At 46.7% G+C, this 19,219-nt stretch carries 16 protein-coding genes; 11 read left to right on the top strand and 5 right to left on the bottom strand.

The genetic code is table 11. From position 1 onward, the window contains the following. Positions 1-19: 19 nt before the first annotated feature. Both CR164_RS04545 and CR164_RS04540 read left to right on the top strand, forming a co-directional pair. Entirely contained in the window at positions 20-358 is a 339-nt protein-coding gene (locus tag CR164_RS04545) for a hypothetical protein (protein WP_110022759.1), read from the top strand. Positions 359-458: 100 nt separating this feature from the next. Beyond that, positions 459-662 (top strand): MarC family protein, encoded by a 204-nt coding sequence (locus tag CR164_RS04540; protein WP_265376829.1) that lies wholly within the window; start codon positions 459-461, stop codon positions 660-662. Positions 663-668: 6 nt separating this feature from the next. On the opposite strand, the gene CR164_RS04535 is transcribed toward CR164_RS04540, so the two are convergent. From CR164_RS04535 to CR164_RS04525, 3 genes are all read right to left on the bottom strand, one after another. Continuing rightward, entirely contained in the window at positions 669-1,523 is an 855-nt protein-coding gene (locus CR164_RS04535; RefSeq protein ID WP_110022758.1) for a universal stress protein, read from the bottom strand. Next, entirely contained in the window at positions 1,520-3,949 is a 2,430-nt protein-coding gene (locus CR164_RS04530; protein WP_110022757.1) for a Lon protease family protein, read from the bottom strand. Before CR164_RS04530 ends, CR164_RS04535 begins: the two co-directional genes overlap by 4 nt. A gap of 100 nt (positions 3,950-4,049) precedes the next feature. Then, positions 4,050-4,805 carry a TerC family protein gene (locus tag CR164_RS04525; protein WP_110022756.1) on the bottom strand — a complete coding sequence of 252 codons (756 nt, stop codon included), beginning with the start codon at positions 4,803-4,805 and terminating at the stop codon, positions 4,050-4,052. 174 nt (positions 4,806-4,979) lie between these two features. On the opposite strand from CR164_RS04525, the gene CR164_RS04520 reads away from it, so the two are divergent. The 5 genes from CR164_RS04520 (at position 4,980) to CR164_RS04500 (ending at position 10,068) form a co-directional block, all read left to right on the top strand. Further along, complete coding sequence (locus CR164_RS04520) at positions 4,980-6,389, top strand: aldehyde dehydrogenase family protein (protein WP_110022755.1); 1,410 nt, start codon at positions 4,980-4,982, stop codon at positions 6,387-6,389. Between the two features lie 75 nt (positions 6,390-6,464). Further along, entirely contained in the window at positions 6,465-7,238 is a 774-nt protein-coding gene (locus tag CR164_RS04515; protein ID WP_110022754.1) for a patatin-like phospholipase family protein, read from the top strand. An 85-nt stretch (positions 7,239-7,323) separates the two neighbouring features. Beyond that, complete coding sequence (locus CR164_RS04510; RefSeq protein WP_110022753.1) at positions 7,324-7,932, top strand: outer membrane protein; 609 nt, start codon at positions 7,324-7,326, stop codon at positions 7,930-7,932. Positions 7,933-8,290: 358 nt separating this feature from the next. After that, a complete protein-coding gene (locus CR164_RS04505) occupies positions 8,291-8,752 on the top strand; it encodes an aminoacyl-tRNA deacylase (protein WP_110022752.1) in 462 nt (153 codons plus the stop codon). Positions 8,753-8,931: 179 nt separating this feature from the next. Then, a complete protein-coding gene (locus tag CR164_RS04500) occupies positions 8,932-10,068 on the top strand; it encodes a glycosyltransferase family 4 protein (RefSeq protein ID WP_110022751.1) in 1,137 nt (378 codons plus the stop codon). Positions 10,069-10,264: 196 nt separating this feature from the next. Here the strand turns inward: CR164_RS04500 and CR164_RS04495 are convergent, their stop codons facing one another. Further along, on the bottom strand, positions 10,265-11,320 hold the full coding sequence (locus CR164_RS04495) for a M14 family metallopeptidase (RefSeq protein ID WP_110022750.1): 1,056 nt from the start codon (positions 11,318-11,320) through the stop codon (positions 10,265-10,267). Then, positions 11,308-12,747, bottom strand: coding sequence for a glutamate-cysteine ligase family protein (locus CR164_RS04490; protein ID WP_110022749.1), 1,440 nt, complete (start codon positions 12,745-12,747; stop codon positions 11,308-11,310). The genes CR164_RS04495 and CR164_RS04490 overlap by 13 nt, the downstream gene beginning before the upstream one ends. Before the next feature lie 334 nt (positions 12,748-13,081). Between CR164_RS04490 and CR164_RS04485 the strand changes: the two genes are divergently transcribed. The 4 genes from CR164_RS04485 to gnd all read left to right on the top strand — a co-directional run bounded on the left by CR164_RS04485 (position 13,082) and on the right by gnd (position 19,218). Beyond that, positions 13,082-13,801 carry an SIMPL domain-containing protein gene (locus CR164_RS04485; RefSeq protein WP_110023037.1) on the top strand — a complete coding sequence of 240 codons (720 nt, stop codon included), beginning with the start codon at positions 13,082-13,084 and terminating at the stop codon, positions 13,799-13,801. A 329-nt stretch (positions 13,802-14,130) separates the two neighbouring features. Next, complete coding sequence (locus tag CR164_RS04480; RefSeq protein ID WP_110022748.1) at positions 14,131-15,336, top strand: FIST signal transduction protein; 1,206 nt, start codon at positions 14,131-14,133, stop codon at positions 15,334-15,336. Positions 15,337-15,351: 15 nt separating this feature from the next. Further along, entirely contained in the window at positions 15,352-18,312 is a 2,961-nt protein-coding gene (locus CR164_RS04475) for a hybrid sensor histidine kinase/response regulator (protein WP_110022747.1), read from the top strand. A gap of 3 nt (positions 18,313-18,315) precedes the next feature. Further along, positions 18,316-19,218, top strand: a complete 903-nt coding sequence (gene gnd, locus CR164_RS04470; RefSeq protein WP_110022746.1) for a phosphogluconate dehydrogenase (NAD(+)-dependent, decarboxylating) — start codon at positions 18,316-18,318, stop codon at positions 19,216-19,218. Position 19,219 lies beyond the last annotated feature (1 nt).

Below are 19,219 nucleotides of genomic sequence, written 5' to 3'. Positions count from 1 at the left end.
AAGATACGAGGATGTCGGTATGGGAAAATCGGTGAAACTTCTGTTGTTCATTGCAAGTATCGTTGCGGTGTTTCCCCTTCAGTCGTGTGTTGTGAGCCGTCCGGCAGAGCCTGGATCTGATTTTGTATGGGTCGCTCCTTATACGCTTCCCCGAGGTGTTTTGATCCCCGGTCATTGGAAATATGTCGGCCCGCCAAGGCATAGGATGGTATGGATTCCCGGTCATTATAACCACCGTGGGGATTGGGTGACCGGCAGGTGGAAGAAGCTCAAGCCGCCCAAAGACGGAGCTTACTGGGTGCCGGGGCACCGGTCACCGACTGGCAGATGGACTCCGGGTTACTGGCGTTACCGTTAAGCTTTTTCCCATCGGATAATCAATTAGGTATCCCTGCGATGACGGGATGCTTCAAGTTCGGCTCGATAATAACGTTGTGTAATGTTGAAAACCGCTGCTGTTGCTTTTCGGGATCAACATGGTTTTTGGTCAGCAGACCGGTAGTTCGAGATCAACCAATGAAGCGATGCAAAAACCCGATATCGCAGTGTTTCCCCTTGCAATCCCTCTGATTACCGGTCCCGCATCGATGGGGGCGGCGGTCTTGTTGACGGCACTTGCCGTGCAGTTTGTCCTTGACGGTGTCCTTTCCGTTTTTCCCTGAGCGGGTTTACATCGGGCTTTTCACCAGTAGAACAGGATAATCGATTGTATCGATCAAGCTGTAAACTGTTTCGGTACTGATAGTGTCGGATGTATCGCTCAGGACCAACAGGCCCGGTTCTATCATGTGTATACACTGCGCAATCGTGCGGCTGTCTGTCCAGGGAATGACGTGAAACTCTTTTTTCGCAATTCTCTTGCCCAGAATCATTTCAACTTCATCTTTCAGGAAAGCATGTCTCCGGACGTTGTTTCCCAGAAGGAACACGTGCAGTGAAGCTTCTTCGCGCACAAATCCAAGGGCTGTTTCAAGTGCAGCTTTTGCGCCGGTCGAACCGTCATAGATGACAAGCAGTGGACTGTCAGTTCCAAGGCCTGGCCTTGTGAGCAGTATATTGGTTTTTGCTTCCCTGATCGCCTTTTTAGCAGTTGAGCCGAGTCCTCTGCAGCATACAGGAGTTCTGCCTGATCTGCCCATTGCCAGGAGATCGGTGCCAAGAGCTGCCTCCAGCACTTCAGTTGGGACCATGCCTCGAAGCTTTCTGAACCGGTAAGGAATGCCGAAACGTTCGGCGGTTTGTATGAATAGCTCGTGCGCTTCCTTTGCTTGGAGTTTCAGCAAACGTTCGAGTTTTGACGAGTCAAGAGGTTCACTGCGGGCGGTGTGAAGGTGTATTTCCTGTGAAAACGGCAGTTCTGCCATTCGGATCAGGTTAATGTCTTCTACAAAGACGCCAAGGAGTTCGGCTTGCAGCATTCCTGCTATTTCGGCAGCTGCAAATAGCGATGCACGGCTATGCGGGGAACAGTCGATTGCAACGGTAATTCTTTTTATAGTAATTCTCTTCGCTACCCCGGTCATGATTCATTCGGGTTTTTATTGTTTGTGCCTTCGGTATATTTTTTCTGTTTTTCCGCCATGGATGTAAGCCTTTCAACAGCAAGACCATTGATCGTCTCTTTGGGATAATTGCCATCTTCAAGCTGTTTTCCTGCGGGGATGCCGGTCAGGATCTCTATGCCTTCATCGATATGAGTTACAGGATAAATGACGAAGTTACGTTGTTTGACGGCGTCTACGACATCGTCACGCAACATCAGGTTTCTTACGTTTGAAGCTGGTATAAGGACGCCCTGATTTCCTGAAAGTCCTCTTTCGAGACAGAGGTCGAAAAAACCCTCGATTTTTTCGTTTACTCCTCCGATGGCCTGTATTTCTCCATACTGATTGACCGAACCGGTGACAGCAAAACATTGCTTGATCGGTTTTCCGGAAATGGCGGAAAGCAGCGCGTACAATTCAGCTGAAGAGGCGCTGTCGCCTTCAATGCCTCCATAGGATTGCTCAAATACAAGGGTAGCCGAGAGGGAGAGCGGTTGCTCCCCACCAAACCTGCCGCCGAGAAAACCGGAGAGAATCATCACTCCTTTTGAATGGATCGGCCCGCCCATTTCGACCTCACGCTCAATATCGATGACTTCACCCTTTCCCATCTTGATTCTGGTGGTAATACGGCTGGGTTTGCCAAAACTTTGGTTGCCGAGCATGTAAACCGAGAGGCCGTTGATCTGGCCGACTTTTTCCGATTCAGTGTCGATGAGGATGGTATTCTGGAGAATCGCATCCTGTATTTTTCCTGGAATGCGTCCCGCCCGGTATCTTCTGGCATCGATTGCCTGTTGGACATCGTCTCGGGTGATGAGGTCATGATTGTTTTCCGTCGCGTAATAATCCGATTCATTGACAAGGTCGGTGATGCTCTGGATGTGCGTGGAAAGCTTGTCGGAGTCACCGGAAAGTCTCGAGCCGTACTCGATCATCCGGGCAACGGCATGCCTGTCGAGATGTTTCAGCTTTTCGCGATTGACAATTGAACTGATGAACCCGGCGTATGAGAGATGGTTGTCCTGGTTTCTTTCCATTTCGTCATCAAAATCGGCGGCGACTTTGAAGAGTTCGTTGAAATCAGGATCTCTTGCGCTGAGGAGATAGTAGAGCCATCGTTCTCCAAGAAGAATTATCTTCGTTTGAAGTGGAATCGGCTGAGGATCGAGTGAAACCGTGCTCGCCATTCCATAGAGCTGGGCAAGAGACTCGATACGGATCTGGCGGGTCCGGATTGCTTTTTTAAGCGCTTCGTATGCAAGTGGTTCGAGCAAAAGGCGTCTCGCATCCAATATCAGATAACCTCCATTTGCCCGGTGAAGAGCACCGGGTTTGATCAAGGTAAAGTCGGTGACAAGGGTTCCCATCTGAGCCAGATGCTCTATATCTCCCACAAGATTCTGGATAGAGGGCTTGTCTTCATAGATCACTGGAGCTCCTTTGGTCCTCTTGTTGTTGACAACGACATTGACCCTGTATTGGTTGAAACTTTTGCTCCCGGTGTTTTTTCCCTGACCGGGTGGAAGGAGCATTTGGGGGACAGGAGATTCTTTTTCGAGAAACTGACTGAAGTTTTCGATGACATCTTTCTCTACAGCATCGAAATATTTCTTGATTGCCTTGTGGTCTTCATATTTTGCTTTCAGTTCCGCAAAAAGGGGTTTGACGGCAAATGAGGTTATCTGCTGATTGAGATCCTTGATTTTTTCCTGAGTTTCCCGCTGCCATTTTGGAACTAGCAGCATGATGGATTGCATGGACTCCTTGAGTAAACCGATCTCCTTTTCGATAATTTCTTTTTCTTCGTCTTTCAGGCGCATGAATTCTTCTGCATTCAGGACCTCTCCTTTTTTAACGGGTGCAAAGGCAAACCCGGAAGGCGTCCTGATGAGGGCGATATTTTTTTCGGCAGCTTTTTTTTCAAGAGTTTCGATTTCCGATGCCTGGCGTTCATTGAGCTGTTCCTTGATATTTTTTTCCTGTTCCTGATACTCTTCGCTGCTGAAAGCGCCGGGAATAACCGTCAGCAATCCTTCAATGAGGTTTTCCATGTCGCGGCGGAAAGTGCAGGCTTTGCCGGCAGGCATGCTGATAGCGAGCGGTTGGCGCATATTATCAAAATCATAGACATAACACCAGTCATCGGGAACCGTTTTACGGGAAGCCGTATCTCTGAGATACTGTTCTAGGGTAGTTTGTTTGCCTGTACCTGTTGGACCAAGCGCGAAAATGTTGAAGCCGTTATGCTTCATGCCGACACCGAAACGGATTGCCTCTCGAGCTCGTTCCTGACCGGATATTTTGATTTTTCCATCGAGGTCTTGAGTGCTTGCAAAAGAAAAGCTGCTCGGATCACATTGCCTGTAGAGTTTCTCAGGGCTGAGCGGTGAGGGTATTGGCATGATCTGCTCTCCTTGGTTCTCTTGTTGGAACTCTTGCTTATGGAATAAAAAACATCTTGGCTGTATTGTCGGTTCCTCGGTCGATGCGAAGGATTTTCTTCTACTCTTCTGCAGATTCAAGAGTTGCGGATCTATGCAGATGAACAGGTTCGGCCTGTTTTTTCCGCAGACGAAGGTTGAGCATTTCTACACTGACAGAGAAAGCCATTGCAAAATAGATATACCCTTTGGGGAATTCAACCCCGGCTCCTTCCGCAACCAGTGTTACCCCGACAAGGATCAGAAAACTCAATGCAAGCATTTTGATCGTAGGATGGCGATCGACAAAATCATTGATGGATTTTGCTGCAAGCATCATGATGATAATTGAGATGACGATGGCGGTGATCATCACGGCAACTTCCTCAGCCAGGCCGACGGCGGTAATGACCGAGTCGAGAGAAAAAACAATATCGATGAGTGTGATTTGCACAAGTGCCGAGGTAAGACTTGTTGTGACGGACTGTTGTTTTGTATGGCCGCTGCCTTCGAGGCTGTGGTGGATTTCATGAGTGCTCTTGGCTAACAGAAAAAGTCCTCCGCCGAGAAGTATCAGGTCACGTCCTGAGATTTCATGCTGCAGAACGGTGAGCAAGCCCGTTGTCAGACTCATGACCCATGTGATGGAAAGTAACAGGGCAATACGGGCGATCATTGCAAGTCCGAGGCCCAGGATCCTGCCTTTGCTTCTTTGCGATTCCGGCAGGCGTCCGGCGATGATGGAAATGAAGATAATATTGTCAATGCCGAGCACGATTTCCAGTGCGGTGAGCGTTACCAGAGCTATCCATGCTTCCGGTTGTGATAACCATTCCATAGTGAAAAGTTGTACGGTTTGTTGATACATTAAAAGAAAAAGCAATGTAATGAATGATCGCAGAGGTGCATAAGAGTCTTGTGGCGGTATTATAGCACAACTCGGTCGGGTCGCTTCTGATCAAGCGGGAAGTTTTCGATACCAGGTGGTATTACGGGACCAAATCTCTCGTTTATGAAAAACGATAAAGAAAGAGATATCGCTCGTCATGTTTCGGAACTGATGCATGAACTCCGAGAGTGTTTTGACAGTGGGACGACTCGTTCATATGAATGGCGCAAAAGTCAACTTCTTGGACTGAAGTGTTTTCTGGATGAACGTGAAAAGGATATTTACGATGCGCTGCAGAGTGATTTCCGTAAGCCTCGAGCTGAGGTGTTTTTTACAGAGATTCACTATCTGATGACCGAAATACATGTTGCACTGAAGCATCTGAAATCCTGGATGAGGACCCGAAAAGTCATTACCCCCTTTCGATATCAGCCGGGCAGAAGTTATTATTTCCACGAACCATACGGTGTTGTGCTTGTAATGGGGGCCTGGAACTATCCGTTGCAGCTTGCGATTGCACCGGCGATCAACGCGATCGCTGCCGGAAACTGTGTGCTGATCAAGCCTTCCGAACAAGCGCCGGCAATTTCGGGGTTGCTTGCAGAAGTTCCCGGACGGTATCTTGATGAGAGGGCGATAAAAGTATTTCTCGGAGGTGTCGAGGAAAGCAGTAAGCTTCTTGAAACATCGTTTGACTATATATTTTTTACCGGAGGAGGCAGTGTCGGTAAACAGGTTATGGAAAGGGCTGCGAAGCATCTTACCCCGGTCACCCTGGAACTCGGAGGAAAAAATCCCTGTGTTGTCGATCGGCACACCAATGTCCCCGTGGCGGCGAGAAGAGTTGTCTGGGCGAAGTTTCTCAATGCCGGGCAAACCTGCATCGCTCCGGATTATGTTTTAGTGCATCGGGATGTGGAAGAAGAATTGCTCGACTGCATGAAAGGTGCAATCGATGCTTTTTATGGAGCGAGGCCGGAGCTCAGTACGGATTATCCTGCGATTATAACTCCTGAACATCTTGAAAGGCTTGCTGGATATTTTGCCGATGGTGTCGTGGTGACGGGCGGTTTGATTGATCCCGAGCGTCTTTACTGTGCTCCAACGGTTCTGCGTGCGGTTTCTCCTTCTTCGCGGGTTATGAAGGAGGAGATTTTCGGCCCCATATTGCCGGTGTTGGGCTATTCAGAGCCGGATGAAGCGTTAGCTGTAATGCGTTCGTTCCACCACCCGTTAGCCGTGTATATTTTTTCCGGGGACCGTTCTTTTCAGCAGTATATGCTCAAAAATACCCGTTCCGGTGGGGTATGTATCAATGATCTCATGTTTCAGGCTGCAATTCCAGCTCTGCCATTTGGAGGAGCTGGAAAGAGCGGGATGGGCGCATACCATGGGGAAGCAGGTTTTGAAACCTTTTCCCGTTCGAGAAGCGTTCATGTAAAAAGAACGCTTCCCGAAAACATTTTGCGTTACCCTCCTTTCAGTGAAATGAAATTCAAATGGTTGCGAAAACTGTTTCGTTTGTTCGGATGAACTTTTCCCACATTGAGCACCGGCTCCGCAAGCGAAAGAAAGAGCGGGGAGATGAAACGAAGGCGGTGAACAGGTATGGATAAAAAAGCGTCAATCGGTCTTGCACTTGGAGGAGGAGCTGTGCTCGGAGCGGCACACGTCGGGGTATTGCGTGCACTTGACGAGCTTGCTATCGAGGTACATGCGTTATCTGGTACAAGCATCGGGTCGTTTATCGCTTCTCTTCGTGCTTTCGGTATGGGTTGGCGTGAGATTGAGAATATCGCTCTCGATCTTGACTGGCTTGATCTCAGCGGGCTTACGCTTTCACAGTTCGGTTTGTTGTCCAATAAAAAGTTTGGTCGTATTGTCAGGAAGCTTTTGGGGAAAAGAAGAATCGAAGAGGCTTCCGTCCCGCTGGCAATTGTTGCGACCGACATCGGTAGCGGTGAGAAAATTGTTTTGAAGCAAGGTGATGTTGCAGAAGCGGTGATGGCCAGTTCCTGTATTCCCGCTGTTTTCAAACCGGTTGAGATCAGTGAACGTATGCTGGTTGACGGAGTGTTGATGGAAAATGTTCCGCTTTCCCCTTTGCTTGAACTTGGACGGCGCCCTTTTGTTTGTGTGGATCTCATGGGCAGCCACATTTTCAGAAAACCGGATAATATTGTCGACCTGCTGCTTAATGCTTTCTACAGTACGCTGAAAGCGACAACCGCCATGCAAACAGAGGAAGCGGATCTGAAAATCGAGCTTGATTTGGGGGCGTTCAGCCTTGTCGATACCCGTCAGGTACCTCAGCTTATCGAAACGGGTTATCGTGACTCATTACCTTTGCTTAGGCAGTTGAAAGATGACGGAAACTCTTGATTTTCGGAGCTTTTTTGAGTAACATCGTTGATAGGAACACGTTCATTTGTTCCGGTTGTAACAGCTAATCAAACGGAGAAATACCATGAAAAAGTTTACGAGCCTATGTGTTGCTCTGCTGGTTTTTTTTGCATCGGCACCGCTTGCTCGAGCGGCAACCCCTTATGTGAGTGCTTCGGCAGGTCTTGCTCTGCTCAGTGATTCCGATATCGAAGAATGGGGTGTGACAACCGAGGAAGCCATTGAGTACAAAGCCGGTTTTGCGGTCAATGGTGCATTGGGCCTCGATGGAGGAATGTACCGTATTGAAGGTGCTGTAGGATACCAGGTCAATGATTGGGATGAGGTTAATGGAATCGAGCTTGCCGATAATGTGGATGCAGAAGTCTCCATTCTTTCTTTCATGGCCAATGGCTATCTGGATATCGAAATGCCGGTTTCGATAGTTACGCCATACCTGACAGCTGGCGCAGGTGTTGCAAACGTTAGTTTCGACTATGGAGATGATGACAGCGATGATGATACGGTGTTTGCATACCAGTTCGGTGCAGGGGTCGGCATCGCTGCGGTACCGAACGTCATGCTCGATCTTGGTTACCGGTACTTTGCGACAGAGGATGTAAGTCCTGCCGATGACGTCGAGGTCAGTATTGCGAGCCATAACATCATGGCTGGTGTCAGGGTGAATTTTTAAGGTTTTAAACGCATGGTTGCGGCTTTTTAAGAGGCTGCCTCATCAGTCCTGTAGTTTGTTGTTATGTAGTCATCCCCGGGCCGAGCCCGGGGATTCATTTTCCAAAGAAAGTCAGTATGGAGGCCGCATTCAGTGCGGCATGATTGTGGAGGTGGATGGTCTCTTCTTTTCGTGTTTGGCTTTTTGTGACCGCCCCTTTTTATTTCTTTTTAACCCGTTCTTTTAGGTTTTTTCCTCTGAGTACACGTAAATTATTGTCATTGCATGTTTTCTTCAGTGTGCTCGATGCGGTGTTTACCCGTTTCAGGTGCATAGGCTTGGTGGGAGACATTCATCAAACGTCAGAGGAGGAATAATTATGCCGATACGCAAGATCAGGGATTTTCTCGACAGTCATCACATCAGGTACTTCATTATCAGCCATTCGCCTGCCTACACGGCTCAGGAAATCGCGGCTGCCGCACATGTTCCGGGAAAGGAACTTGCAAAAACCGTTATGGTGACCATTGACGGTAAGCTGGCCATGGCAGTGCTTCCGGCCTCGAACAAGCTGGATTTCGACAAGCTCAAGGATGCTGCCGGTACAGGAAATGTGACGCTTGCTTCTGAAGAGGACTTCGCTGATATGTTCCCCGGCTGTGAGGTTGGAGCCATGCCGCCTTTTGGAAATCTTTACGGCATGAAAACCTATGTTGCCGAAGAACTTGCCGAGGATGCGGAAATTGTTTTCAGCGCAGGTAATCATAAGGAGCTTCTCAGGCTTTCATATACGGATTTCGAGCGCCTTGTCAAACCGGATGTTATCGCAATGTCTGTCTGATCTTGACGGGCTTTTCACTGTATAATCATAACCCCGTGGTTTTGGGTATATCGTGGGTTTTTACCCTGGAAATGTTACATTTTCCGGCAAAGGTTTGCGGCAGTGGGCTTTTTTACGGTTGAGTTCTCTTGGATGTCCTGCCGCTGATTCAGGAATTGTAACGATGTTTTGCAAAGGGTATGAAAATAGCTCTCTATGCCGGGACGTACGTAAAAGATAAAGACGGTGCAGTCAGATCCATGTATCAGCTCGTTACCTCCTTTCTCGAGGCAGGGCACGAGGTGATGGTATGGTCGCCGGATGTTGCTTCGATTGACGAGCGCCATGAAAAGGTAATTGCCATACCTTCGGTGCCTATTCCTCTTTACCCCGATTACAAATTGGGTTTTTTTACAGCCTCGACAGAAACGCAACTGGATGATTTCGGTCCGGATATTGTACAGATTTCAACACCGGATATCGTTGGAAACAGGTTCCTGAAATATGCGGAAAAGCGAGGGTTGCCTGTTGTCAGTGTTTACCACACGGACTTTCCTTCCTATCTTGATTATTACAAACTCGGTTTCACCAAAAATTTTGTCTGGAAGCATTTACGGAAGTTTTACAATGCCTGTGATGCTTTGTTTGCTCCTACCTACGAGATGAAGACCAGGCTCGAGTCCAAAGGGATGCATAGCGTTGATGTATGGGGTAGAGGTATCGACAGGACGCTTTTCAATCCTGACCGCAGGTCCGATTCACTGCGTAATTCCTGGGGCGTGGGGGAAAAGACCGTGATTGCGTATGCAGGAAGATTTGTATGGTACAAGGATATCCGGATAGTCATGGAGGTGTACGATGGTTTCCGCAGAAGCAGCCTTGCAGACGACGTATTGTTTGTCATGATCGGTTCCGGTCCCGAGGAGGAGGAACTTCGGCAGAGGATGCCAAACGCAGTGTTTCCCGGATACCTTGTCGGTACCGATCTGCCTGAAGCGTACGCAAGCAGCGATCTTTTTCTGTTTCCTTCTACAACTGAAGCGTTCGGAAACGTTGTTCTGGAAGGGTTTTCATCAGGGCTTCCTGCAGTTGTTTCCAATGTCGGAGGGTGTCAGGAACTTGTTCGGCATTCAGACGGGGGGTTTGTCGCTGAAGCAGGTAATCATGAGCAATTTTTTGATTTCTGTACGAAGTTGATCCTTGATAAAGGGCTTTACAGAAAGAAGCGGCAGAATGGTCTGGAGTTAGCGGAGAAAATGTCCTGGCCTGTTATCAACGGGGCTCTGATCGAAAAGTACGAGGAAATTATCAGGAGAAAGGCAAAGAAGAAAAGTTAAAAGTCAAAAACGTATAATCCCGATTCGCTCTCGTTTACTCCTGACAGTAATCCCCCTGGTGCTTCGCTTACATGGAAGACGACGGCACAGAAAGAAGATTCCCTTTGTTCGCTCTGCCTGTATTTTCCAGCTTCTTGCTGCTTATCAACGTTCGGTAAGCCTGCAACGTGTTAACCAATTCCTTATCGAAAGCCGGTTATCGTATTTGCTCATCGATCGGATATGGTTCCATGATGTAGCCGAAACAATCCTGGTGGATAATCGTTTCGTTTTTCGTGAACATCGAAGGGATAAGTTCTTTTCTGGTTACAATGTCGTGATTTTCAACACGGAAATACTGATCTGTTACATCTCTGCTGCTGTTATCCATAACCGTCAAGCAGCTGTGGTTTTTTCCTGAAATGCCAAGTCTTGTCCCTTTGGGTACGGAAGTGAAATTCAATTCTTCCAGGTCGTCTCTGAAGCATATGTCGACGTTCTGCTCACAGTTTCCGAATCCAAGATGCGAATTTTCGGGAACGGTTATTTTTGCAATGGTATGATAGATATCGTTGTGCTTGTTCGACGGCGGACCGAAAAGCTCTTCTGCAGGCATCGTGAGGCATTGAACAAGGTAGTTGTAGACATGATTGAAACCCTCGGTTTTACCTGAGAATCCACACTCGAGGGTGACGGAAGGGCAATGACGGGAGAGGGCCATTGAAATGACCTCGTGAGGCTCTGTAAAATAAACGATTGTTTTACTGAATCTGCGGGCTAGATGTATAAAAGCAGGATCTGTTTTGTTGATACAGGCGTAGTGAGGGTTTTTACCTGTGTTGTTGTGTATGTCAATGGCAGCATACAGTTGCTGCTGAGAGAGCTTTGCAAGAACAGCCTTGGCCAATTGGTGTTCCGGAAGGCTTTCACCATTCCAGATACGGTTATAGTCGGGTTCATTTTCAAGTCTGCGTACACCTTTTTTTGCCGCTGCAATATTTCCGATAAAAAGAATAATATCTCTCGGGGCTGGTTTGGTGGTGAGGTTCAGTTCTTTGATGAGATGCTGGATGGCAAGAAAGCCCGTTGTTTCATTGCCATGCAGCAGTACCGAAATGAAAATGGGTGGGGAGATATTGCCTTTGATTGAGATGAGCGATGGACCGGGAAGGATCGAATCTATTTCTTCGACCCGGATGTCGGCAAGGTATTCCGGGATTGTATTGTAAAGGTTAAGTTGAGGTTTAGCCGTTACTTGGTTTAGATTTTCCATGAGTGTACTGGTAGCTGTTTATTTTGGTTCTCATGATATGCATGGGTCATCTCCTGAAACTGCGGGCCGTGATGATCAATATACTCTTTTTGCCAGGTTGAGCCGGTTTTTCCGGTGATGACACGAGGTTTGAGTATTTCATCAATAGTATACCGTATCTGTTCAAGATCAATTCCTTTTTTCTCTAAAGAGCAGCTTGCTCCAATAAGGAGATCTTCCAGCAGAATTTCCCTGACAGTCGATCGCTTTCTTGATTTCCATACGATGTGGGCATCGAGTCCCTCTTTTGCAGCCAGATAGAAGTTTTTTCTTGCGTCTTCAAAGGGAATGTCCTGCTCAGGAGGCTTGTCCTCTTCGAGCAAGTAGCACATTGCCCCATAGAAAAAGAGGATGTTTGCTATGACATCCGGAATAGACGGGCCTGCAGAGGGGATGCGATGCTCGATTCTCAAGTGAGGCGTTCCTTTGTCGTTGAGACCAATCAATGGACGGTTCCATCTCCAGATAGTGCCGTTATGAAGTCTCAGATGATTCAACCAGTTGAAATCTTCATCGAATATTTCAGGAAGAAGTATGGGGAAGCCATCGAGATTTTCGAGAAATATTTCTTTTAGAGAGCTACGGACATAACCACTTCCGAATGTCACTCTTGAAATGACCCTGCCGGTCTTGTCGTAAAAGGACGGCAGCTTGACAGCCTGTTCGAAAAGCGGTATTCTGGTTTCATTCCAAAGCTTCTTGCCAAAAAGAAAGGGCGCGTTGGCCGTGAGTGCAACCATAGGAGCGGATAGTATCTGTGCTATATTGTATTGGCGGGCGGCAGTGGTGGGTGAAACCTGCAGGTGTATCTGCAACGATGTCGTTGCAGCCTCGGCCATAACATCATGATGTGTGGCATCGAGTGTTTCGAGTTCTCCCTCGATATGGATTTTCAGTGGCTTGCGTTCTCTTGAACGCAGTATCTCTCGGTTCAGGGCTGCATACCGCTGCAGATGAGAAATGTGTTGCAAGGTAAGCATTCGGTCCTCGATAGTTGGGAGAATACCTATCATGAGTATTTTGCAACCCATGGTTTCTGCATTGGAAGCACAAGATCGCCAGGTTTTTGACAGCTCTTGCCGCAAATAGACCGGGAGATTTTTATCGAAAGGTTGAGGAGTGGTATTTATTTCAAAATTATACTGCGATAGCTCCGGTACGACGAGGTGGCTTTTGACCCTTTTAAGAAACTCCTCGTTTCGAGGGGCAGGGGTGTAGTTTTCGTTTACCAACCAGCCTTCAAGCTCAAAACCGCACATGTCGCCTTTTTTTTCGAAAACATCCGAAGAAAACCAGTCCATCAGGATTTTTGTTTCTTTTCTCAGGTTTTCCCGGAACTGGCGAAAATCCGCGTCTTTGAAAACATCGTGGTCGATATTACTGCCCATAATCTATTACAGTTGAATACCTGTGAATAGAACACCGTAGATGCACCTCTCTATGAAAATCTCAACAATCGTTTAATGAGATGCAAATTTATTAGCGATGAACGAACTTTGTTGAGTCATTTATCCATATGTTTCACTGGAGCCATAATTGTTTTCAGTCGAGCGGTAACTGTAAAAAATGTCTTTTTCATTTCATGAGGTATAACCCTTTGGTTTCAGCAAAAATAGTAAAGAATGTGAGCACAAAGGAACTTGATGGTGAGCGATAGAAAAATGCAGCAATTTCATAACTTATTACCGTAGAGTGCAAGCTAACAATGCAGATTCAGGTCTCATGAAAGAAAAACGAATAGCAGAATCTTTTATACTGGGAGCTTTGCTTTGTGTCGGGCTCATTGTATCGGCATATGTCATTGCCGAAGGATTCACTCGCTTCAAGGCATATGAAAGAACAGTGAAGGTAAAAGGATTGGCTGAGCGTGAGGTTCATGCCGATATTGCTATCTGGCCCATTACTTTTTCGGTTACAGCCGATGAGCTTTCATTTCTCGTCGAGGCATTGACAGAGCAAAATGATAGTGTTAGGGATTTTTTGCTGCAAAAAGGTTTTTCAGAGAAAGAAATTTCAGTCTCTCCACCATCGTTTACCGACCGTCAAGCGCAGGGGTATGGTGATGCAAGCCGTTACAGGTTTCGTTATACAGGGCGGTCGACGGTGAGCGTTTATAGTGAGGATATCGAACGGATAAGACAGGCAAGGGGAAACCTCAGTGAACTTGGAAGCAAGGGAATCGCCATTGCCGGAGAGAATTATGAAGCCCGTACCGAGTATCTGTATACGAAGCTCAACGAAGTCAAACCTGCCATGATAGAGTCGGCAACGAACAACGCCAGAGCTGTTGCCGAAAAGTTTGCGGCTGATTCAGGCAGCCGCCTTGGAAAAATCAAACGTGCAAGCCAGGGGCAGTTTTCTATTACAGATCGCGACAGTAATACTCCCCACATAAAAAAAGTTAGAGTCGTTTCCACCCTGGAGTATTATCTGGTCGATTAGATATTACGTAATTGCACTTCCGTCCGACAGTTCTCTCAACGAAAGAATCAACGGTTCTCTGTTGGATTATACTGTATCCAAAAACGGTGTTATTTGATTCTTTTCAAATATCTCAACTATGCTTTTTGATTCTTATCTTCGGCTATTTTAGGGCTCGGCAAAGGTGGGAATAATGCATAAAATAAGTATTTTGCGTAAGCTAAAGTTTCCCCCGGTATCTCCAGGTATAGCAAGCAATCATCATTCATACGAGTTTTTTCTTGGATGAGAAACGGGATAGCTTATCCGCATGGGGGTAGGTTGAAATGCTCAACTGAAGTATCAAAAAAATGTCTGCATTAACCGTTGGTGTTGGGACGAGTCATCTTGAAAACTCTCATGATGCAGGTGCAGAAGCGTGCAAGCTCGCTTTTGAAAAAACAGAAGGAAAAGCAGATGTTCTGATTGTTTTCGGAGCAATGCGGTTTGACCATAAAGCTTTGTTGTCAGGGATTAATGCCGTAGCCGGAGAAGTTCCAATGGTTGGTGGAACAACTGCCGGAGAAATTTCGCCGGAGGGTTTTTCCGAAGGATCGGTTGTGGTTATGGCAATAACCTCCCCGATGTTAACATTTGATCCGGGAATCGGATTGCATATGAGCAATGATGAAGATGCCTGCGCCAGGGCGTTGATTGCTGATATCTGTTCCGGTGCCGTTATCGAAGAGGCGTCTTCTCTGCTGGTGTTTCCTAACGGAATGGGTGGTGATGGGTTGAAAGTGCTTAAAGGTCTTCAAGACGTTCTTGGAAAAAGCTTTGAGATTGTCGGAGGGTATCTCGGTGATGATATGCGTTTCAAGCATACGTTTCAATATTATAACGGCAGGGTTTACCGGGATGCCATTGTTGGTCTTCTTGTTTCTCTGAAAGGGGATTTTCGAACCGGTATAGGTGTGAGAAGTGGTTTTGAGTCCATAGGCAATAGTTTCTACTGTACTTCTTCGGAAGGGAACGTTGTCAAAGAATTCGATAATGTCAGCGCCTTGGGTTTGTATCGTGAATTTCTTGGTGAAGAGCGTTTCAAGAGACTGCCAGGGATCTGTATGGAGTATCCATTCGGGCTGATCGATGAAGATGCGGGTTCCTCTGGTGAAAGGTATTTTCAGCTTCGTTGCGGCTTGAACGTGGATAAGAAAGAAGGGACTATTACTTTCACAGCTTCCATACCTGAAGGCAGTGCCGTAACGCTTACATCCGGTTCAAGAGGAGATGTTATCAACGGTGCACGTGAGGCAGCTCAACAGGCAATGGGACGTCTTCGAGGCGTAAAACCGGAACTGATCGTCATGTTCAGCTGTGTTGGACGAAAACTTGTACTTGGCAGAAGAACTTCCGAAGAGGTTGAGGTCGTCCGGAAGTGCCTCGGATACGACGTACCGATTATAGGTTTTTATACTTATGGAGAGATCGGGCCAATCGATAGCTCTGTTGAAAAGCTCGCAGAAGCCAAGTTTCATAATGAAACCGTGGTTCTATGGGTGCTTGGATCGGCATAATCCTTTCTCAAACAAATGGATAGCAGGAAAACTAGAAAGCCTTCATATGAAGAACTTGAGCTGCAGTTGAATATTTTGCAGTATCAGGCTCTTGAGAGTAAAAAGATAGAGCAGGAACTGCTTGAAAAGCAGAATGCTCTCAGGGATCAGAATATAAACTTGATTAGAAAGTCCATAGAGTTATCTGATTTGAGAAGACAGCTCGAGGACAAAAACTATGAACTTGAGCTGTCGACAGAAAAACTCGATGCCACGCTCATATCGCTTCGTAAAAGTGAAAATACTCTGGGCTCGATACTTTCTAACAGTCCTGATACGATCGTTGCTGTCGATGCTTCCCACAAGATCATTTACCTCAACCGTGGTATGCCAGGTCACGGGAAGGGAATGGCGGTAGGAGAACACTTCTGCGAGCATATTGCCGGGGATCAGCGCGAGATTTACCATACTACGATTGACAGGGTTTTCAGGACGGGTAAACAGGCGAAGCTGGAAAGCAGAATCGAGCTACAGAATGGCACGGTTGTTGATGTCGAGTCACGGTTTGGGCCTTGTGTTCAAGATGGGAGCGTGACCTCGGTTGTGATGATATCTACCGATATTTCCGAACGGAAGAGAATAGAGAAGGAGCTTAAACGTTCGCTCGATGATCTCGAGCGATTCAATCGGTTTATGGTTGGCAGAGAACAGCGGAATCTCGAGCTTAAAGAAGAGGTTAACAGGCTTTGTGCCAAGCTTGGTGATCCCCCGCTTTACGCTGTAAGCAGAGAAGCCAGAAATAACAAAGGCGGTTATTCTGAAAAAAAGCAGCACGAAAAAAATGTGGATCCCGAGATCCTCAAGCGGCAGCAGAGGGATGCGCTTATAAATCTTGTCGAGGATGCTAACAGGGCAAGAAACGAGCTGATGACAGCGAACCGGAAGCTGGAGGAATCGATCTCTCGTGCAAACCGAATGGCAACCGAGGCAGAAGCGGCAAATCGGGCTAAAAGCGAGTTCTTGGCGAATATGAGCCATGAAATTCGCACACCGATGAACGGGGTTATCGGTATGTCTGAGCTCCTCCTTGAGTCCGGGCTTAATGCAGAGCAGAGAAAGTTTGTCGAAACGATCAATGCAAGTGGGAAAAACCTGCTTTACCTGGTAAACGACATTCTTGATTTTTCAAAAATAGAGGCTGACAAGCTTGAAATCGAGCAGATCGATTTCGACCTGCTGGATCTGTTGGAAGAGATCATGGAGATGTTTGCATATAGAGCCAGAAAAAAAGGGATCAACTATACTTTTCTACCTGATTACAATATTCCTTTTCGTTTAAAAGGAGATCCAAGCCGAATCAAACAGATACTTGTCAATCTCATCAGCAATGCTGTCAAGTTTACTCATGAAGGTGAAATTCTGGTGAACGTAGAGCTCGAAGAAGCATCCGGAGACCATGTACGGGTGCGTTTTACTGTGTCCGATACCGGTATCGGTATTGACGAAAGCCGTATAGAAGCAATTTTTGAACCTTTTGTGCAAGCTGATGGTTCAACTATCAGGAAGTATGGTGGAACAGGACTTGGGCTTTCCATTTCAAACAAGCTCGCCAAAAAAATGGGCGGGAGAATACACTTAAGAAGCGCTCTTGGCAAGGGCTCCATGTTTTGGTTTTCGATTGACCTTGTCAAGCAGAGTCGATCGGAAACGCATGCGAATGAGAAAAACGTCCAGCTTTCTGGTGTGAGGGTTTTTCTGATCGATCCCTGTATGGCTTCCAGAAAATTGATTAAAATATTTTTTTCGCTCTGGAACTGTTCTTTTGATGAGGCTGTGGATTGTGGCTCCGGCTTGAAGAAAATTAAACAGGATGCAGAAAAAGCTGTGCCCTGGGATATTGTTTTGATTGCCGTATCGAGCTATGATCGCAAAATAAAAGAGACCATTCAAACAATAGGAGGGGTGCTTAAAGAAAGCTCTCTTGTTGTCTTGACCCCTTCAGAGCCGACTGCAGATCTACAATGGATTCCGTGGAAATATGTAAGTGCGCATTTGCAGAAGCCTATACGAGGGAAGGAACTCTATGCATGTGTTCTTGAGATCATGAAGTGTAAGGGTTCTGTTCCGGAGCGTTCGGAGAGGGTTGTCAGAGGTGTTTCCGGAATTCCGAGAAAGAAAAGGCAGAAGTTCAAGATACTTTTGGTTGAGGATAGTCAGGTGAACCAGTTGGTGTTGCTTTCGATGCTTCAAAAAGAAGGATATAATGCCGATGTTGTGCACAATGGGGTCGAGGCTCTTCAGGCTATGGGTGCGGTTCGTTATGATCTTGTTTTGATGGATTGTCAAATGCCTGAAATGGATGGATACGAAACAGCGAAACGTACAAGGCAGGGAAAGCACAATGTAAAAAACCCGCAGGTGCCTATCATCGCGATTACAGCAAATGCAATGAAAGGCGATCGAGAAAAATGCCTTGATGCGGGGATGGATGACTACATGGCAAAACCGGTAAGAAAATCCGAGTTTACGCTACTGCTCGAGAAATATCTTGCGGAAAAGTCCTCATTCACGCTTTCTCTCACTACGACACATGAGAATAACAACTCCAATGATAGTATGATTGACGATAGCGCTATCTTTCAGGAAAAAGAAATGCTTGGGAGACTAAAAGAGGACAAGGATGTTGCTGGCGTTATTATTGAAAATTTTCTTGGCGATGTTCCCCGGCAGATTACGGTATTGAAAGCTGCCATCACAAAGAATGATGCTGAAAAAGCATATTTGACAGCCCATGCTATAAAGGGCGCAGCGCTTCTTGTTGGTGGACAGCTGTTTTCGAAAGCAGCAGCAGCGATAGAAACTGCAGCGAGGTCGGGAGATCTTTCTAAAGCATTTCGATTATTGCCGTATTTTGAGGAGCAGTTTACCACTTTAAAAGAAAAAATCGAATCTGCAGGATGGATGAAGAAAGGGAATGTAGAAAGCGGAGGAATATAATCGATGAAACTGGGGTTTGTGGGACTAGGGAAAATGGGCGAGAATATGGTAGAAAACATTCTTGCTCACCGACATGAAGTGGTTGTGTATGATCTTTCCGAAGAAGCTGTTGAAAAGCTTGCTGGAAAGGGGGCTTCTCCTGCTGAGTCACTTGAAAAAATGGTTGCTCAGCTTGCTGTTCCAAGGGTTTGCTGGCTTATGGTTCCATCAGGTGAGCCAGTTGATAGGACGCTAGATTCTCTTTTACCGTTACTTGAAGATGGTGATGTTGTCATAGACGGCGGAAATTCCAGCTATCATGACACTGTCAGAAGGAGTAAAACGCTTGCCGAAAGAGGGATCAGTTTTATGGATGTTGGCACAAGTGGTGGTCTTGAAGGTGCGAGAAACGGGGCTTGTATGATGGTCGGCGGAGATCGGGAGGTTTTTTTGTCGCTAGTTCCTCTTTTCAGAGATATGTGTGTATCCGGTGGTTATGGATATATGGGGGAAAGTGGGGCAGGACATTTCGCGAAGATGGTTCATAACGGCATTGAATATGGTATGATGCAAGCTATTGGAGAAGGGTTTGATGTTCTCCAGAACAGCGGATTTGTATTTGATCATCAGGAAGTTGCAAGAGTATGGGCGAACGGTTCGGTTATAAGAGGTTGGCTTATGGATCTTGTAGCGAGAGCTTTTGAGAAGGACGGAGAACTCGGTTATCTTTCCGGGGAAATTGCCGATTCCGGTGAAGGAAAATGGATGGTTGAGACCGCCCTTGAAAAGGGGGTTGCCATTCCTGTTATTGCAGATGCTTTGTTCCGGAGGTACCGTTCGCGATCGAAAGACAATTTTTCGGATAAAGTTGTGGCGGCTCTTCGTCATGAATTCGGCGGGCATGGATTTACTCCGAAAGAAAAATAGT

It is taken from the genome of Prosthecochloris marina, assembly GCF_003182595.1.
Lineage (GTDB): Bacteria > Bacteroidota > Chlorobiia > Chlorobiales > Chlorobiaceae > Prosthecochloris > Prosthecochloris marina.
This window is presented reverse-complemented; position numbering and strand designations above follow the sequence as displayed.

Bases quoted from the DNA above. Each gene is read 5' to 3' on its own strand.
- CR164_RS04535 (WP_110022758.1), bottom strand. From the start codon at position 1,523: ATGACCGGGGTAGCGAAGAGAATTACTATAAAAAGAATTACCGTTGCA.
- CR164_RS04480 (WP_110022748.1), top strand. From the start codon at position 14,131: ATGTCTGCATTAACCGTTGGTGTTGGGACGAGTCATCTTGAAAACTCT.
- CR164_RS04545 (WP_110022759.1), top strand. From the start codon at position 20: ATGGGAAAATCGGTGAAACTTCTGTTGTTCATTGCAAGTATCGTTGCG.
- CR164_RS04500 (WP_110022751.1), top strand. From the start codon at position 8,932: ATGAAAATAGCTCTCTATGCCGGGACGTACGTAAAAGATAAAGACGGT.
- gnd (WP_110022746.1), top strand. From the start codon at position 18,316: ATGAAACTGGGGTTTGTGGGACTAGGGAAAATGGGCGAGAATATGGTA.
- CR164_RS04505 (WP_110022752.1), top strand. From the start codon at position 8,291: ATGCCGATACGCAAGATCAGGGATTTTCTCGACAGTCATCACATCAGG.
- CR164_RS04530 (WP_110022757.1), bottom strand. From the start codon at position 3,949: ATGCCAATACCCTCACCGCTCAGCCCTGAGAAACTCTACAGGCAATGT.
- CR164_RS04515 (WP_110022754.1), top strand. From the start codon at position 6,465: ATGGATAAAAAAGCGTCAATCGGTCTTGCACTTGGAGGAGGAGCTGTG.
- CR164_RS04475 (WP_110022747.1), top strand. From the start codon at position 15,352: ATGGATAGCAGGAAAACTAGAAAGCCTTCATATGAAGAACTTGAGCTG.
- CR164_RS04490 (WP_110022749.1), bottom strand. From the start codon at position 12,747: ATGGGCAGTAATATCGACCACGATGTTTTCAAAGACGCGGATTTTCGC.
- CR164_RS04495 (WP_110022750.1), bottom strand. From the start codon at position 11,320: ATGGAAAATCTAAACCAAGTAACGGCTAAACCTCAACTTAACCTTTAC.
- CR164_RS04525 (WP_110022756.1), bottom strand. From the start codon at position 4,805: ATGGAATGGTTATCACAACCGGAAGCATGGATAGCTCTGGTAACGCTC.
- CR164_RS04520 (WP_110022755.1), top strand. From the start codon at position 4,980: ATGAAAAACGATAAAGAAAGAGATATCGCTCGTCATGTTTCGGAACTG.
- CR164_RS04510 (WP_110022753.1), top strand. From the start codon at position 7,324: ATGAAAAAGTTTACGAGCCTATGTGTTGCTCTGCTGGTTTTTTTTGCA.
- CR164_RS04485 (WP_110023037.1), top strand. From the start codon at position 13,082: ATGAAAGAAAAACGAATAGCAGAATCTTTTATACTGGGAGCTTTGCTT.